16 protein-coding genes are annotated in these 16,571 nt (G+C 53.2%); 3 read left to right on the top strand and 13 right to left on the bottom strand.

Annotation, left to right across the window (positions count from 1 at the left end; translation table 11 throughout):
* Window positions 1–57: 57 nt before the first annotated feature.
* Genes LA360_RS22175 through LA360_RS22120 form a run of 12 tightly spaced genes read right to left on the bottom strand, consistent with a single transcriptional unit; the run spans window position 58 to window position 12,148 of the window.
* Entirely contained in the window at window positions 58–2,016 is a 1,959-nt protein-coding gene (locus LA360_RS22175; RefSeq protein ID WP_057571268.1) for a complex I subunit 5 family protein, read from the bottom strand.
* 23 nt (window positions 2,017–2,039) lie between these two features.
* Window positions 2,040–3,512, bottom strand: a complete 1,473-nt coding sequence (locus LA360_RS22170) for a complex I subunit 5 family protein (protein ID WP_089775622.1) — start codon at window positions 3,510–3,512, stop codon at window positions 2,040–2,042.
* A 14-nt stretch (window positions 3,513–3,526) separates the two neighbouring features.
* Window positions 3,527–5,029 carry a complex I subunit 5 family protein gene (locus tag LA360_RS22165; protein WP_112481566.1) on the bottom strand — a complete coding sequence of 501 codons (1,503 nt, stop codon included), beginning with the start codon at window positions 5,027–5,029 and terminating at the stop codon, window positions 3,527–3,529.
* Window positions 5,030–5,072: 43 nt separating this feature from the next.
* Window positions 5,073–6,605: a complex I subunit 5 family protein gene (locus tag LA360_RS22160; RefSeq protein WP_022200913.1), complete on the bottom strand. Its 1,533-nt coding sequence runs from the start codon at window positions 6,603–6,605 to the stop codon at window positions 5,073–5,075.
* A complete protein-coding gene (locus tag LA360_RS22155) occupies window positions 6,592–6,972 on the bottom strand; it encodes a sodium:proton antiporter (RefSeq protein ID WP_022200912.1) in 381 nt (126 codons plus the stop codon). Before LA360_RS22155 ends, LA360_RS22160 begins: the two co-directional genes overlap by 14 nt.
* 2 nt (window positions 6,973–6,974) lie before the next feature.
* Entirely contained in the window at window positions 6,975–7,928 is a 954-nt protein-coding gene (gene mbhE / locus LA360_RS22150; RefSeq protein WP_022200911.1) for a hydrogen gas-evolving membrane-bound hydrogenase subunit E, read from the bottom strand.
* Window positions 7,921–8,172 (bottom strand): hydrogenase subunit MbhD domain-containing protein, encoded by a 252-nt coding sequence (locus LA360_RS22145; RefSeq protein WP_002585929.1) that lies wholly within the window; start codon window positions 8,170–8,172, stop codon window positions 7,921–7,923. The genes mbhE and LA360_RS22145 overlap by 8 nt, the downstream gene beginning before the upstream one ends.
* Window positions 8,159–8,479: a cation:proton antiporter gene (locus LA360_RS22140; RefSeq protein WP_002585928.1), complete on the bottom strand. Its 321-nt coding sequence runs from the start codon at window positions 8,477–8,479 to the stop codon at window positions 8,159–8,161. The genes LA360_RS22145 and LA360_RS22140 overlap by 14 nt, the downstream gene beginning before the upstream one ends.
* On the bottom strand, window positions 8,479–8,841 hold the full coding sequence (locus LA360_RS22135; RefSeq protein WP_022200910.1) for an MrpF/PhaF family protein: 363 nt from the start codon (window positions 8,839–8,841) through the stop codon (window positions 8,479–8,481). The genes LA360_RS22140 and LA360_RS22135 overlap by 1 nt, the downstream gene beginning before the upstream one ends.
* 13 nt (window positions 8,842–8,854) lie before the next feature.
* On the bottom strand, window positions 8,855–9,385 hold the full coding sequence (locus LA360_RS22130; RefSeq protein ID WP_002585926.1) for a Na+/H+ antiporter subunit E: 531 nt from the start codon (window positions 9,383–9,385) through the stop codon (window positions 8,855–8,857).
* Window positions 9,386–9,407: 22 nt separating this feature from the next.
* A complete protein-coding gene (locus LA360_RS22125) occupies window positions 9,408–10,649 on the bottom strand; it encodes a metal-dependent hydrolase family protein (protein WP_022200909.1) in 1,242 nt (413 codons plus the stop codon).
* Window positions 10,650–10,699: 50 nt separating this feature from the next.
* Complete coding sequence (locus LA360_RS22120; RefSeq protein WP_057571266.1) at window positions 10,700–12,148, bottom strand: APC family permease; 1,449 nt, start codon at window positions 12,146–12,148, stop codon at window positions 10,700–10,702.
* 220 nt (window positions 12,149–12,368) lie between these two features.
* On the opposite strand from LA360_RS22120, the gene LA360_RS22115 reads away from it, so the two are divergent.
* Window positions 12,369–13,079, top strand: a complete 711-nt coding sequence (locus LA360_RS22115; RefSeq protein WP_002585923.1) for a LytR/AlgR family response regulator transcription factor — start codon at window positions 12,369–12,371, stop codon at window positions 13,077–13,079.
* On the top strand, window positions 13,076–14,380 hold the full coding sequence (locus tag LA360_RS22110) for an ATP-binding protein (RefSeq protein WP_022200907.1): 1,305 nt from the start codon (window positions 13,076–13,078) through the stop codon (window positions 14,378–14,380). Before LA360_RS22115 ends, LA360_RS22110 begins: the two co-directional genes overlap by 4 nt.
* A 44-nt stretch (window positions 14,381–14,424) precedes the next feature.
* Here LA360_RS22110 and LA360_RS22105 read toward each other — a convergent pair whose 3' ends face one another.
* Window positions 14,425–15,300, bottom strand: a complete 876-nt coding sequence (locus tag LA360_RS22105; RefSeq protein ID WP_022200906.1) for a LysR family transcriptional regulator — start codon at window positions 15,298–15,300, stop codon at window positions 14,425–14,427.
* A gap of 227 nt (window positions 15,301–15,527) precedes the next feature.
* Here LA360_RS22105 and LA360_RS22100 point away from each other — a divergent pair, with 227 nt between their 5' ends.
* Window positions 15,528–16,568, top strand: coding sequence for a YeiH family protein (locus tag LA360_RS22100; protein WP_057571215.1), 1,041 nt, complete (start codon window positions 15,528–15,530; stop codon window positions 16,566–16,568).
* Window positions 16,569–16,571 lie beyond the last annotated feature (3 nt).

The following is a 16,571-nucleotide window of genomic DNA, read 5'->3' as shown; positions in this document are numbered from 1 at the left end:
CAGAACGTATTTTTACACATGCCTGACAGCTCACGTTTTCTCCACCCACAAGGCTTCTCATAAAAACAGCACATATGCTGTCATCAGTATGAGCCCTGCTCCCAGCATCATAAATCCATATCCCATGCTGGAATAAATCATGTGCAGAAGCCTTACATCCTGGGCCTGCCTGAAAAACCTGCTGGATTCCCCCGGTACCACCACCTGATTTTTTTCCGGTTTTTTCATGAACAGGGATAGAGGGACTTCGCATACCCCATTGACACATCTGGCCAGCATGGCTCCCAAAAAGGGCAGCACGGTAAGAACCAGAGGGCGGTACACCCGGTCCTCCAGGTTCAGCCATGCCGGCCATCTGTCCACATAGATCCTGGTCCCGTCCTCCCCTGTCTCCATAAGGTATCTGCGGATAAGCAGCACATACACCAGGATTCCCATGGAAATGCTGATACAGGCCCCTCTGAGATTGGCCTCTGAAAAATACTCCACCTGATGCAGGACATGCGCCCCCCTTAAAAACGGACGGCTGATATCTGCCATCCAGTCCATAATCCGGTGGGGAGCCATCCCCATAAGCGGAAGGAAAAGAGCGGAACCGCCCAGGGCAAAACAGGCAGCCGTGCCCGCGTACTTCTTTCCCCTGTCATCCCCGTCCCGTCCCAGGGGAGCCTTTTCCAGAAAAATGGCCGCAAACAGCTTTATCATGTAGGCGGCCGTAAGACCGCCCGCCATAAGGAAGGCCCACTCCAGTACCTGAAAGGGCAGGACATTGGCACCCTGTCTGCCCAGCATTTCCATATACTCCACAATACTCTCATGGAGCAGCGTCTTACTCACATACCCGTTCCAAAGCGGAATGCCGCATATGCCATATGCCCCCATGGCAAAGATTAGCATCAGGAAAGGCTTGTTCCTTCCATATCCCCGAATCTCATTCAGATCCAGCTTGTGCAGGTTCATATAAATACATCCCGCCGCCATGAACAGCACCAGCTTAATCATGGAATGATTCACCATATGCAGCACCGTTCCGCTCACAGCCAGTCCGTTTTCCTCACCCAGCAGACACTGCATGGAACACCCCGTAAGAATGAAGCCAATCTGGGACATGGAGGAGCATGCCAGGGTACGTTTTAAATCAATGGAAAAAACGGCCAGTATTGCTCCCAGCACCATGGTCACGGCTCCCGGCGCCAAAAGCACCATTCCCCAGACCCTGTCATGCCGGAACATGGTCACGGTAACCATCAGGATGCCGAACACCCCTGTCTTGGTCAGGATGCCTGACAGAAGCGCGCTGGCAGGCGCCGGCGCCACAGGATGGGCATTGGGAAGCCATACATGCAGCGGATACATTCCCGCCTTTGCCCCGAATCCGGCAAGCAGCAGCGCTCCTGCCAGATACAGGGGCCATGTTCCCCCCGTGGCCTTCCTGAACTGTTCCAGACTATCCATGGAAAGATTTCCTGTTCCTGCCGCAATCATGAATATGCCAAACAGCGCGCACAGTCCCCCTATGACCGCAATGGCCAGATATGTCCTGGCAGCCCTTCCCGCTGCCGCTGTCTCCTCCTGTATGACCATCACAAAGGAGGTAAGACCCATTATCTCAAAAAACAGGAACAGGGTAAACAGGCTGTCGGACAGAAATACGCCCATTGTTGCCCCGCAGGTTAAAAGGGAAAAGAAACAGTATCTCCCGCTATTGCCGTGGCAGGCAAAATATTCCATGGAAAACAGAGTGGTCATCATCCACATGAAGGCTGCGATGGTACTGTACAGCCACCTGAATCCGTCCGCCTTCAGCCATATGCCCATCTCGCAAAATCCGGCCCACGAAAAGGCCGCCAAACCGCTTCCGGGATAAAGGCAGAGCATGCCCGTAGCTTCCATAACCATGGCGGCCGACGCAAAAATATCCCGGTTCCTCTCTCCCTTTTTTTCCGCAAAAAGGCTGATAAAGGCCGCCAGAAAAGGCCAGGCCACAGCCCACAACAGCCATACATTTCCTTCCATTCCCGCTACCTCCTTCATTCTTCCTACAGGCCTCCTGCCGCAATCCGGTTAAACACCTGAATCAGAGGACCTGACCACAGGCCCAGAACCATGCTCATGGCAGTAATGGCAATCAGAGGAAGCTTCATATTCCAGTTGGGGTCACATTGCGTATTCCAATGGGGATCTTCCCGCCCCTCTGCCGGGAACCAGGCGGCCCCTATAATAAGCACCATATAAAACAAGGTAAAAAAGGCGGATATAATCAGGGATACCACTCCCAGCATTCCCAGACCCCCTGCCTCTGCGGCAGCTGACCCCAGCATGAATTTGCTCACAAAACCCGCAAAGAGCGGAACCCCCACCAGCCCCAGTCCGGCCAGGGTAAAACAAGTCATGGTGACCGGCATGGCCCTTCCGACGCCGCGAAGCTCATACACATACTCCCGTCCCCCCTTGTACAGGATAGCTCCCGCGCAGAAGAACAGGGTAATCTTCATCAGGGCGTGACATACCATGTGGGTCAGACCTGCGGCCAGACCCGCGGGAGTCATAAGCATGACCCCCATGAGGATATAAGACAGCTGGCTTACGGTGGAGTAGGCCAGTCTGCGTTTCAGATGCTGGGTGCAAAGGGCCCTGAGGGATCCATAGAGGATGGCAGCGCAGCAGACGCACAGGACCGCCGCCTGTACCTTTGTCCCTATAAGAAATTCTGCCCCAAAGCACCAGTACACCACCCGCATCAGGGCAAACACGCCTCCCTTCACCACCGCCACCGCGTGCAGAAGGGCAGATACCGGAGTGGGGGCTACCGATGCGGCGGGAAGCCAGCTGTGAAACGGAACCACTGCCGCCTTTACCCCAAAACCAAAGAAGGCCAGAATGAATGCGCCGTACAGATGACGCCGTTCCTCGTGGGACAGCCCCTGGGCAGTCACGCCGCCCCAGGTAAAATCCAGGGTGGTTCCATATTCATGAAGGCTGATGATGCTGACAAACACCATGGCAGCCCCTGCCATGGAGAGAAGCAGGTATTTCTTGCCCGCATATATGGCCCTGGTATCCATGGCATGCATGACCAGAGGCAGGGTAGCCAGGGTCATGAGTTCATAGAAGAAGTACAGGGTAATCAGGCTGTGTGACAGTGCCACTCCCGCCACCACGCCATATGTAATGGAAAAATATCCGAAAAACTTATTTTCCTTTCCCTCGTGCTTCATATACTCAAAGGAATACAGTGTGGTCAGGGGCCAAAGGACTGCAATGAGACAGGCAAATACCCCGGACAGGCCGTCCAGTCCCAGTGATATGTTCATCTTGCCGCCAAAGCGGTACAGCACCAGCGGCTGTTTGGGGCCGTTCACCACCAGGGCCCCAATCACAGCCGAGGCAGCCAGAATTCCCCCCATTACCAGTATCTCCCTTTTCCTGCGCTCCTTTGGACGCAGTCCAAGCACAGCCGCACCAGTCATCACGGGAAGAAGCACAGGCGCCAGCAGATAATATGGATTCACAATCATCCCCCCTTTCACACCATAGCAGAGGCAATGCCCCTCAGTAATTCAAATACAGGATTTCCCAGAGCGCCCAGCACCAGCAGGGAGATACCCAGCACTGCCAGGGGCACCTTTATAAACACAGATACAGCCGAGGCGCCCGCACAGGACCTGCCGGCCTCTGATTTTTCCGTTTTCTTCCAGTCCTTTCCCGGAAAAAATCCCTCCACAATAACAGGAAACAGATACCCAGCCGTCAGCAGGGCGCTGACAATAAGAACCACAGGCCCCAGCCATGTAAAAAGGCCTGCCTCTGTCCTCATGGCGCCCACGGCTAGATGCCATTTTGCCAGAAAACCGCCTGCCGGCGGAATTCCCACCAGTGACAGGGATGCCAGGGCAAAGCATATCATCACAGCCGGCATCCGCCTTCCCATCCCTTTCATCTCCTTTATCCTGACGCATCCCGTCTTACAAATCACGGCCCCCGCGCAGAGGAACAGGGCGTTCTTTGCCAGGGCATGGAACACCATTTGGAGCAGGGAGCCGTAAAGCCCTTCCATGGACAGCAGGAATATGCCGAACAGCACATAGGACACCTGGCTGAAGGAGGAGCAGGCCAGACGGCTCTTCAGTTTCTTTTCCTTATAAGCCAGCATGGAACCGGTAAATATGGTCAGCACGGCCATGGACAAAAGGGCATGCTGCACCCACGTTCCGCGCAGGAATGTGGGACCGGCCATACCGTACACCACCCGGATGACCGCCACCACTCCCGCCTTTGTAATCAGGCCCGATAACACAGCGCTGGCAGGCGCAGGCGCAACCGGATGCGCGATGGGCAGCCACGGATGAAGGGGCATAAGACCTGCCTTGCAGGAAAATCCGGCTGCCATACAGAAAACAGACAGCAGAAGAATCTGAGGCCTGTCCTGCGCCGTTCCCACAGCCTCCACCAAAACCCCGCCCGCCTTAAAATCCGTTCCACAGGCATACAGGCGGAAGAAAAAGTAGCCTCCCAGGGCAATGGATGCGCCCAGCATGGAATAGGCCAGATATACCATTCCGGCGCGGAGCGCTTCCCTCTTCCCGGAATGAAACACCAGAGGAACGCTGAAAAATGTCATCATCTCAAAAAACAGGTACAGGGTAACAAAATTTCCTGCATAGGCAACTCCTGTCAGGGCTCCCAGGGACATAATAAGGCATCCGAAAAAGCGCGCTTCTTCCCTCTCATGTTCCATATATTCAAAGGCGAAGAAAACCACCAGCACCCATATAAGGGATGCCAGACCGGAAAACAGGGCCCCGATTCCGTCCAGCCGAAGGCACAGCTCCATGCCCGGACCGATGTTCCACAGGAGCAGCCGCATCCCCAGGCAGTTCAGGATGACGAGCCATGAACAGATTGCCTCTGACAGAGACAGGACCGCAGCGGCTGTCCGCATTTTATTTTGGTCCGGATTCCATATCCACAGGGCCGCACCGGAAATCACGGGAAACAGCACCGGCGCCAGCATCCACATTTCTCTCATGTCCTATGTTCTCTCCTTTTCATATATTCCCCTGCTGCCAGGGTCACCCAAAATTGGCAAGCCCTGTCTCTATCATCCTGACCACAGGGCCGTAGTAGGTCCCAATCAGCACATTTCCGGCCATAAAGCAGGCCATGGCTGCCGTAAAATGAAAGTCCCTTACAGGCTCTCCCGCCTCAGGCACAACAGCGTTCTCCAGTCCTGCCGCCTCATAGTCCGCTTTCTCCGGCCCGCTCTCTGAAAACACAATGATGATGAGAGGTATGTAATACATGGCATTGAGGACTGTACTCACGGCCAGGGCCCCCAGCACCAGAACAGCCCGGTTCAAGTCATGGAACGAGGCCATTGCAAAGGAAATCTTAGAAATGAAACCCGAAAAAAAGGGAATCCCTATCATGGCCATGCTCCCTACCACCAGCCCTGCTCCGGCTGCCGGATTCCGCCTTGCGCTTCCCCTCAGGGCCGCTATCTCCTTCTGGTGGCCGCAGCAGTCCATGAGGCCGCCAGCAGCTGTAAACAGCATGGGTTTTGTCACGGCGTGGACAATCATGTGCAGCACTGCGGCCGCCAGCCCTGCCCTGGTTCCCATGCCGATTCCCATGAAGATATATCCAATCTGGGCAATGGATGAATAGGCAATGACCCGCTTGACCATATGCTGCTGCAGTGCCCTGGCCGAACCAATGACCATGGCCAGGATTCCGAACACAAAAAGCAGATCATTTATTCGCAGCCGGATAATCAAATCCATTCCCAAAATCCGCATATAGACCTTGAGAAGCAGGATAATATATCCCTTCAGAACCAGCCCCGACAAAACAGAGCTGGATGCGGCTGTGGCATTGGCATGGGCTCCCGGCAGCCAGGAGCTGAAGGGATACAGGGCGCTTTTTACCGCCAGCCCGGAGGTCATCATCACCAGAGCCATCTTAAGGGGAAATAAATCCTTTCCGGAAGACGCCAAATCCCTGACCTTCCCTGCCATGGGTTCCATAAGCAGATGGCCTGTCTGGCAGTATAAAAGGGCAATGGAGATAAGGATAAGGCCGCTTCCCACCAGGCTCATGATAAGATAGCGTATGGCCGCCGCCACAGTCTCGCCGCTTTCCTTTGCGCACACAATGGCGCAGGCTGAAATGGTATTGATTTCTATGAACACATAAGCGGTAAAAAGGTCATTGGTGTAGACAAGGGCCAGAAGGGAACTGAACAGAAGGTTCATCATAACATAATACAGACCGGCCCGCTCCGAAGGTATGTCGTGTTCCAGAGACCGTTTATTGGCAGCCACCGTAAGGAACATTACAAGGGAAAAGACCAGGCTCATGAGGGCCTCCAGAGCGCCGGCCCTGACCTCATTGCCCCAGGGCGCCGGAAAATGGCCCATCATGAAGCAAAAACAGGTACCGTCCGACGTATATCCCAGAAGCAGGCCGGACATCACTGCCACGGCTCCCACCAAAACCATGTGGAGAACCCTGGCCCGGTTCCCGCCCCCCAGAAGGGGCGTCACGATTCCCCCTGCCATCATGATGAATATACTGAAAAATGGAATGTTCTCAACCAGCCTCACCGTCTGTCTCCTCCTGTCCTTCATACAGCATGCCGTCCAAATCCAGGGTCTTGTAATAGTGGTGGAATCTCTGTATCAGTGAAAAGAGAAAGGCTGACACACTGACAGACACCACGATACCCGTCAGCACCAGACCGCCGGGAAGGGGATTGATGAATCCTTCCACGGCTGTCCTTCCATCTACAATCGGCGCCCTTCCACCGGCTATGTACCCCTTGGCCGCCAAGAACAGGTACACGGACATATCCATGAGGTTCAGCCCGATGGCCTTTTTAATCAGATTTTTCTGGAGCAGCAGCATGGTAAACCCAATGGAAAACAGAATCATGGCCGCTGTCTCGTAGTAATTGGTCACAAGGGCCTGCATCATCACACCTCCCCTTCCCGGAACAGGGAATAAAAGCAATACATGGTCCCTGCCACCACCAGCCCCACACAGATATTCAGAGGCAGTATCAGCCCCGCGCTCAAGATGTTCCCCGGCTTCCCCAAAGGTATGCCCGACTCCAGGTGGTTGGCTCCCATAAAAAAGGAATAGCCTTTTGAGAGGGCGTATACCATCAGCGCGCTGCTGCTCACCACGGTAAAGGTTTTAAAGCTGAAAAAACGATGAATCCGCCGGTACCCAAATGCATTGGCATATAGAATCAGACCTGCCCCCATAACCGTCCCTCCTGAGAACCCGCCTCCGGGGGACAGATGACCGTTGAGCACCACATACAAGCCAAACATGAGAATAAAGGGGACCAGCAGCCTGGCCACCTGTTCCAGTATGATATCCCTTTCCTCATCCCTTTCGCATTCCCTTCCCCCTCCCTGGTCTGCCCTCCCGCCGGACCCGCTCCCGGATTTACGGCGCATGAGGGCTATGACGCTGACGGCTGACAGGAATAAGACCACAGACTCGCCAAAGGTATCAAAGGCCCGGTAATCCAATATGATGCCTGCAACCGTATTCACAGCCCCTGTCTCGGAAAGCCCGTCTTCCAGATAACGTCCCGCCACCTCATTGTTGGCGGGATTGTCCGCGGACCCAAAGGCCGGCAGATGGGATACCATCATGAGAAGAACCGCCATGCCCGCCAGACAGACTACCTGTGCAACAGCCCGGTAGATACTGCCGAATACACGCAGGGCATGCTCCTGCGTGTATTCCGTAAACCGCCGGCCCATATTCCGTTTAACACTTTCCTTTTTGGCCTGCCCCGCAGCACGGGCACCTTCCGCCGCTCCATGGGCACCTTCCTCATCATCCCAGTCCTGTCCGTTCTCCACCCAGTCCACAAATACGCGCAGACCGCGCTTACCTATGTCCTCACTCACTGTCTTCCCCCCTTAACCCGTTGACCTTATACAGTGTAATGAAAAGAAGAATTCCCGTAACCCCTGCGCCCACGGCCGCCTCTGTGACAGCCAGGTCCGGGGACTGCAGAATCACCCATATGATGCTCATGATAAGGCTGTTGGCCATAAACAGAATGGCCGCCACCAGCAGGTTTCTGCAAAGGAATACGCTTAAGGAGCAGGCCATCAGAAACAGCAGCAGGATGATCTCAACCACCTTCATATTCAGACACCCCGCATTCCTTGCCAAGGTCCGGATTGCTCCCGGCCTCCGCCCTGGCCACCATATGCGAGGCAGCCGGGTTGCCAATCCAGATAAACAGAAGAATCAATCCGATTTTCGCCGATTCCATATTCCACCCGTTGGAGATCATAAGGCCCGCCAGTATGAGCATGCTTCCCAGGGTGTCACATTTGGCAGCCACATGAATCCGATTCAGCGCATATTCAAACCGGAATATGCCAAAGGTTGCCACGCAGAGTACAAACACTCCCAGTATGATAAAAATTCCTCCTATCACCAGACCCATCACAGCAACGCCTCCTTTTCCTCATTTTCCTTTTCTGCCGTACCGCTCCCTCCCATTCCCTTTTCACGGCTCATCCGCAGGCCCAGAAGCTTTGTCAGCACCACAAAGGACAGGAAACTGATAAGGGCATATATAAGGCAGATATCCACCAGATAGTCCTCATGGAATACTTTTATAAGCAGGGCAATCATGAGCACGGTCTTGGTCCCTATCATGTTGATGGCAATGAGCCTGTCGGAGAAGCGCGGTCCCAGCACGGCCCGCAGAAGGCAGAATACCATATTGATGCTGAGTATGACGACTGACAGAATCAGGACACCTGTAAACATCCCTTCCGCCGCTGCCCCCATCTTTGCCCCCATAGCCCTTCCTCCTTTACGTTATCTCCTCTATCCGCGCCAGCTGTCTTGCCACATGCCAGTCCTTGAGCCCTTCCGCCATCTCAGCGGTCAGTGCGTGGACCCACAACACATCATCCTTCACATCCACCGTGATGGTGCCCGGTGTCAGGGTGATGGCATTAGCCAGGGCCGCCCTGGCTCCGGCGCTCTTTAAGTCCGTCTTAACAGGCACCAGACAGGGCGTGATCTCCATGTGAGGAGACAGCACAATGCGGATGATGGCCACATTTGCCTTCACCACCTCCCATACCACCATGGCCAGGAATACCAGGACATGCCCCAGCCGTTTCAGCAGAAGCAGGTCTTTGGACAGCCGGCAGTCCAGGGCCAGATACCCGAATCCGTATACCAGACCTGCCGCCGGGACTCCCAATGTCAGAATCTCAGCCGTGACTCTGCCGTTTAAAAGAATCCACAGAAGATACAGCAATACATACATTTTCTTTTCATCCCCCTTGGCTTCCCAAACCGCAAAGGACTGCCGCCTGTTATAGCAGCAGCCCATTCCTCTCATCCGGGAGTACCGGTCAGCGTTTTACAAAATATCCCTCTTTCATGATTACGTCCATGTTCTCAACAGCGATTGCACGGATATTCTCTAACGGGTTGCCGTTAATGACTAACAGGTCAGCACTCTTGCCCTCTGTCAGGGAGCCGGTCACATTATCAACCTTCAGCATCTCGGCGCCTGTCTTGGTAGCTGCCACAATGGTATCCATCTCGCTGATGCCTGCCTTTTCCACAAAGGAATACATTTCTCCGATGGCTGTTGTTCCGTATGGCGTAAGACTGGAGCAGAAGGAGTCGGAACCAATGGTAAGACCGATGCCTTTTGCCTTTGCCTTCCTTAAATTAGCGTATACGCGGTTCAGCTCTTTCTCCGCTACGGTATTGCCAGGATACTGGTCATGTACCTCCGGGATGTATGGCGGAGCATAAGTCTTAAACCACTCATTTAAGAACTGGATGGTAGGACAGAAATAGATACCCTTCTCCGCCATGATGTCCAGGCACTCGTCATTTAAGGTCTGGCCGTGGATAATGAGATGCACCCCTGCCCTGGCGGAATCCAGGGCGCCGCCGTAGCCCTCTGCATGGGACCAAACCGGGATTCCTACCATGCTGCACTCATCCACCACTGCCTGAATCTCTTCCAGTGTGTAATGCTGGTCTAGCTTCTGATCCCAGCGCCATATGCCGCCGCCTGTGGACCAGATTTTGATTGCATCGGGATTCTGGCGGAGTCTTCTTCTCACTGCCTTGCGCAGATCCCATGGTCCGTCCACACGCTCAGCCCATGGATGGGATTCGTCATTGTAGTAGCTGGGAAGCTTGTGGGAATCGCCGTGTCCGCAGGTACGGCAGAAGCCAAGTCCGGTTGCCACTACCCTGGGGCCCTTCATGACACCGGCCTCCACCATATTGCGGATTTGGATACCGGAACGGGAAATCTCTCCAACCGTTGTCAGGCCGTTCTCCAGACACTCGTGGGCCTGCTGTACCGCCACCACTGTCTTCTGAACCACATCCTCCAGCACCCAGTCGCTGTCATCGTCTGTCAGGTTTCCTGAAAAATGCAGATGGGAGTCAATAAGCCCCGGCATAATGGTCTTTCCTGCAATATCCACAACCTCGTAGTCAGGTCCGATTTCCCTGTCCGCACCGGCATATGTAATCTTGTCATCCTCTGTCAGAACCAGGCTGTTCGCCACTGGCTCCGCGCCGGTTCCGTCAATCAGTAAACCGCTTTTAAAAGCTACCTTCTTCATTGAAAAATCCTCCTTTATTTGATATATGTTGATGTATGATTTTATAACCGTTATTTTGCAGCGGCCGCCGCCTTATTATTTCCCTTTGCCCTGGTGACAGCGCTAAGGCCCAGTCCGATGACCAGCCAGGCAACCACGATGGCCCACTCTACCGGCTTAAGGGCTGCGGGGCTGAAAGGAACCACCATAAGCCCGATGATGATGGTACCTGCCAGACACGCCATGCAGATGCCTGCTTTTCCGCCGGGAACCTTGTATGGCCTTGGAAGGCCAGGCTCCGTATAGCGCATCTTAAGGCAGGCAAAGCTTACCATGGTGCAGGAGAAGATGAATGCCAGCGCAGACACATTGGTCAGGGATACCAGCATGTTCTTTCCCAGGAAAGGTCCCATAATGGTCAGGACTGCCAGTACCGTGTTGGCCATCTTGGGAGCCCCGCTTTTTTCATCCAGAACCGCGAAGCTGTCCGGAAGCTGTCCTTTACGTCCCATGGCCAGCATAATGCGGCTGGTAGCTCCGTAGAAGGAGTTCATGGGGCCCATAGGGCCTAATGTGGCGATTACCAGCATTGCCACATACAGAAACATGCTGATGCTCTTAAGGCAGGCCAGGGCCGGAACCGTGCTTTTTATAAAATCAGTCCACGGTATAATGGTGCCGAAGGAATAGATACAAATCATGTAGAAACCGCCTGCCGCCAGGAGTGCCATACTGATGACCTTGCCGAACCTATTCCAGTCCAGGCCCTCCGCCGCTTCCTCGGCCTGCTGCGGTATGGTATCAAACCCCGCGTAGAAGAACGGCGTCATTACCAGCACCGAGATAATGCCTGCAAACATGTTGTTCGCACTGGTCACCGTGGACGGTCCTTCCACCTGTGTAAAGGAGGGAAGGATGTTGGATGGTCCGCCTTTTACGAAGGAAATTGCCATTGCCAGAAGCATGCCCGCCAACAGAGCCTTTGTCAGGAATGCCTGCAGCTTTGCGGCCGCGCTGGCTCCCCGGAAGTTAAGGAGAACCACATAGACCGCGAATCCCAGCGCTATGACGGTGGGGAACAGGTACACGTCCGCCCCCATGATGGTATAGAGCTTGACCGCCCTGAGAATCGGGAACAGTCCCCCGAACATATCGGATACTAATGTGGAGATGGCGATTGCCTCCCAGGGACAGAGGATACCGTTTCCCAGAGCCAGGAACCATCCCGTTATGTATGAGACATTCCGCCCGTAGGTCCTGTCCACATATTCAATAATTCCTCCGGAGATAGGGATGGCCGCTGTCAGCTCCCCGAACACGGCTCCAATGGGGAGCAGGAACACGGCTCCAATGGCAAATGCTATCATGGCCGCTATGGGTCCGCCTCCAATCACCATCCAGTCACCTACCAGAAGCACCCAGCCAGTACCGATGATGGCCCCGAATCCAATGGTGAAGAAATTCCATATGGACAGGGTCTTTTTCATTCCGCCTGCATCATTTCCACTTGGTCCAGACATAAGATCTGTTTCCCCCTTTTTCTTGTTTTTCATATTGTTTCTCAACTCATATCCTCATTTTACACAAGGAAAAAAATAACGCAATACTTTGTGCACAATCGATAATTCCAGTGTAATAATTGGTCAAAAATGTATTTTTCGTCCAAAAATCCTATTTACAATACCGCTGAAAGAATTGTATAATCGTTATGCATTTAACTAATTTCAGGGGAGAATGGTCATGTTCAGAATTGTACTTTGCGATGACAGTCCCGCGGACCTGATGGTGCTGCGCGGACATCTGGAACAATTAAAAGAAAAACGGCCTGTGGATATCATATCCTATACAGACGGCCTGGACCTGCTTAAGGATTATAAACAAAAAGGGTTCTGCGACATCCTGGTGCTTGACATGCGCATGAAAACCATGGGCGGCATCGAGGTGGCAAAGCATATCCGCCGGCTGGACGACGAGGTTCCCATCCTCATTGTGACAGCCACCGTGGATTACGCGGTGGAGGGCTACAAGGTGGGCGCCTTCCGCTATATCGTAAAGCCGGTGGAGGGCAGTGACTTTCTGTCTGCCGTGGAGGAGCTGTTGGACAGGCAGCAGAAGAAACAGGCATCCATCTTCTCCTTCCCCAGCATGAGCGGCACCACCAAGCTTATGACCGACCATATCTATTATCTGGAATCGGATTTAAGGACCATCCGTGTGGTTGCAAAGGAAGGCACATTTACCTTTACAGGCACCATCAGTTCCCTGGAGGAACAGCTCCGTACGGACGGCTTCATCCGTATTCACAAAAGCTTTCTTGTCAACGTAAGCCATATTTATAATATTTTCAAGGATTCCGTAACCATGGACAACAAGGAAGTGCTTCCCATGAGCAAGCACAAGCGCAAGGAAGTGAACCAGGAATTCTTAAGCTATATGGAGGCAAACCTATGATGAGCGTCATTCAGCATGCCTGGGTCAGCTTTGTGCTGTCCGTGGCCGAGACCCTGATTCTTTATTGGCTGTGCAGCAACTTCCTTCACCGGAACCCGCGCCCCGTATCCCAATACACGGTGGGCATCCTGATCTATTTTATATTCCAGTGGGTAACCTACTGGTTCAATGCGCCTCTGTTCAGCATGTGCGTCTTTTACTGTGCCTTCACAATGCTGGTAAGCTGCATTTTCTTCACGGATTCCCTCAGGACCAAGGTACTGGTTGCTTATCTGTTCGTTGTTCTCAACTATGCCTGCAAGCTGCTGTCCGCAGTGCTGGTGCGTTTTCTGCACAACGAGCCCCTTCCCTCCGAACCCAACTTCCTGATTCAGAGCCCTTTGGCCCAGATGACGGCCTGCGTCCTTTTTTTCTTCTTTACCCTGCTATTCATCCTGTGCAGAAACATGAGGAAGAGCAACAAAGACAACCTTTACAATGCCATTTCCTTCCTGGTGCCCTCCGTGATTCTGTTCATCACCATCCAGATTTTCCACATGAGGAACAGCGTATCCCACTTTTACCTGGAGATATCGGGAATCCTTTTCTGCTCCTCCATGTTCCTGTTTTATCTGGTGGACGACTACGCCATCATCAACGAGGAGAGCCAGAAAAATATGATTGCGGACAAGCTCCTGACCATGCAGTCCTCCTACTATCAGAAGGTGGAGGACTCCCAGAGGGAAATCACCTCCCTGCGCCACGATTTAAAAAAACACCTCCATTCCCTGGTGGTGTTTTTAAAAGCAGGCCAGTATGTGGAGGCCCTTACATATATTGAACAAATCTATGAATCCGCCAACGGCATGAAGGTGCCTCTCACCGGCGGAAACAGCATGGTAAACATCCTGGTAAACAATGCGCAGCAGCAGGCCGCTGCCTGCAGCGTTCCCCTGACAGCCAATATCATGGTGCCTCCCGAACTTCCGGTTGATAACGTGGACCTGTGCATCATCCTGGGCAATCTTCTGGACAATGCCCTGGAGGCATGCTGCCGTATGGTCAAGGGTGCAGACCGGTTTATCCACACGGAAATCCGCTGCCAAAAGGCATTCCTCATCATCAGCATCTCCAATTCATACAACGGCCAGCTGCGCATGGAAGGCAACCGGTACGAAAGCATAAAGATTGGGGAACAGTACTGCGGCATAGGGCTCTCCAATGTTTCCACGGTCATCCATAAATATAACGGCGACATGAAAATCAGCCACAACAACGATGTATTCACGGTATCCGTCATGCTGCCGCTGGTGCGCAGGTGAGAACAGACACAGGGACGCGCCTTTCTTTGGGCCGGCTCATTCCTTCACTGCAGTTCCCTGCAAATCATCCTGTACGTATCCGCGTATATACTTCCCTTATTCCATATAAAGGCAAAGTCATGCTCCATCTGGAAGTCTCTCAGTTCCAGTTCCCTGAATACCCCTTCCTTGATCCCCTCCTCCACCGCAGTCCGGTACAGGAAGGTAATTCCCGCATCCTTTTCCAGCAGCTGGAGAATGACATGCATGCTGCCGATTTCCGTAATGTGGGCAAAATCAGACAGACGGATATTCTTGATATCCAGATTCTTCTCCAGGATATCCCTGGTTCCCGACCCAGGCTCCCGTATGAGCAGATGTTCCTCCAAAAGATCCCTTAGCCAGACCGGCTTCCTGGCAAAGACATGGCCGGCGGCACATACAGGGATGAAGGGCTCTGTTCTGAAAACCATGGAATCAAAATCCACATCATCATAATATCCCTCAACCAGGGCAAACTGAATCTCCCCGGAAACCAGCTTGTGCAGAAGCTCGTCCGTGTTATTGATGACAACGCTGATACGGTCCTCCGGATGGCTGTGGATGTAGCGGGCCAGGGGTGCGGATATCACTGACTCTCCGATGGTCCTGGTGGTCCCGAACCGCAGGCTCAGTCCCCTTCCTCCCCCCTCTAACATCTGTTTTCGCAGAAATACCTCGTCATTCTTAAGGGTGATGGCTGCGTGGAGCAGCCGTTCTCCTGCCGGGGACAGGTGTATCCTCTTTCCCTCTGCCAGGAACAGTTTGACCTGATACATGTTCTCCAGATACCGTATATGCTGCGACACAGCGGGCTGCGTGATGTGCAGCGCCTCCGCGGCCCTTGTATAATTCATGTACTCACAGACAGCAAGAAATGTGTAAACCCTGAAATCCAGCACCTGATTTCCTCCTTTAATTCCGTCATTTATTTTGTTTCTGATTCTGCCACTGGTTCCGCTTTTTGTTCTGCCTTTGTTTTCTTTATCATAACACATTATTATTAAAATATAAATATATATAATTTTACTTTATGCTTTCCATAAGTTACCATATAAACCGTGTGCTGCGTTTTACACCCGGCACTCTGTCTAATATCAAGCTACGGGAATATGAGGAGGAAAAAGAAATGGCATCATTACAAAAGAAATGGAAAGGATTGGCATTCTGCCTGCTGCTGGCCGTCCCTTCCCGGTTCCTGGGGAAAATGTTCCCCATCATAGGCGGCGCAGTCATCGCCATCATTGCCGGCATGGTCATCGCCGTATTCATGAAAAATAAAGACGGCCTGGAGGACGGCATCAAGTTTACCTCAAAAAAAGTACTTCAGTGGGCGGTCATTCTTCTGGGCTTCGGGATGAACTTAAATGTGGTACTGGAGACGGGAAAGCAGTCTCTGCCCATTATTGTATGCACCATCACCACCTCTCTGGTGATTGCCTTTGCGCTCCATAAGCTTATGCATATCCCATCCAACATCTCCACCCTGGTGGGAGTGGGCTCCTCCATCTGCGGCGGTTCCGCCATCGCAGCCACGGCGCCTGTAATCAACGCGGATGACGATGAGGTTGCCCAGGCCATATCCGTGATTTTCTTCTTTAACGTACTGGCAGCCATCCTGTTCCCCACCTTCGGCAAGGTTCTGGGATTTGACACTGCATCCGGCAATGCCTTTGGCGTCTTTGCCGGAACAGCCATCAACGACACATCATCCGTCACCGCAGCCGCAGCCACCTGGGACAGCATGTGGAACCTGGGGGCGGCCACACTGGACAAAGCAGTCACGGTAAAGCTGACCAGGACCCTGGCCATTATTCCCATCACTCTGTGTCTGGCCTTCATCCGGACCAGGAAGGAGGAAAAGGAAGATCAGGCCAGCGGACAGTCCGTAAGCTTTAAGGATATCTTTCCGTTTTTCATTCTCTACTTCATCGGGGCCTCGGTCATCACCACCATTGCCATGGGAGCAGGGATTCCTGCCTCAGTCTTTGCGCCCATTAAGGAGTTGAGCAAGTTCTTCATCATCCTGGCCATGGCAGCTATCGGACTGAACACGGACCTGGTCAAGCTCATCCGCACCGGCGGCAAGCCCATGCTCATGGGCGCCTGCTGCTGGGTGGGAATCACCGCAGTGAGCCTGGGACTCCAGAGCGCGCTGGGAATCTGGTAATAC

It is taken from the genome of Enterocloster clostridioformis, assembly GCF_020297485.1.
Lineage (GTDB): Bacteria > Bacillota > Clostridia > Lachnospirales > Lachnospiraceae > Enterocloster > Enterocloster clostridioformis.
This window is presented reverse-complemented; position numbering and strand designations above follow the sequence as displayed.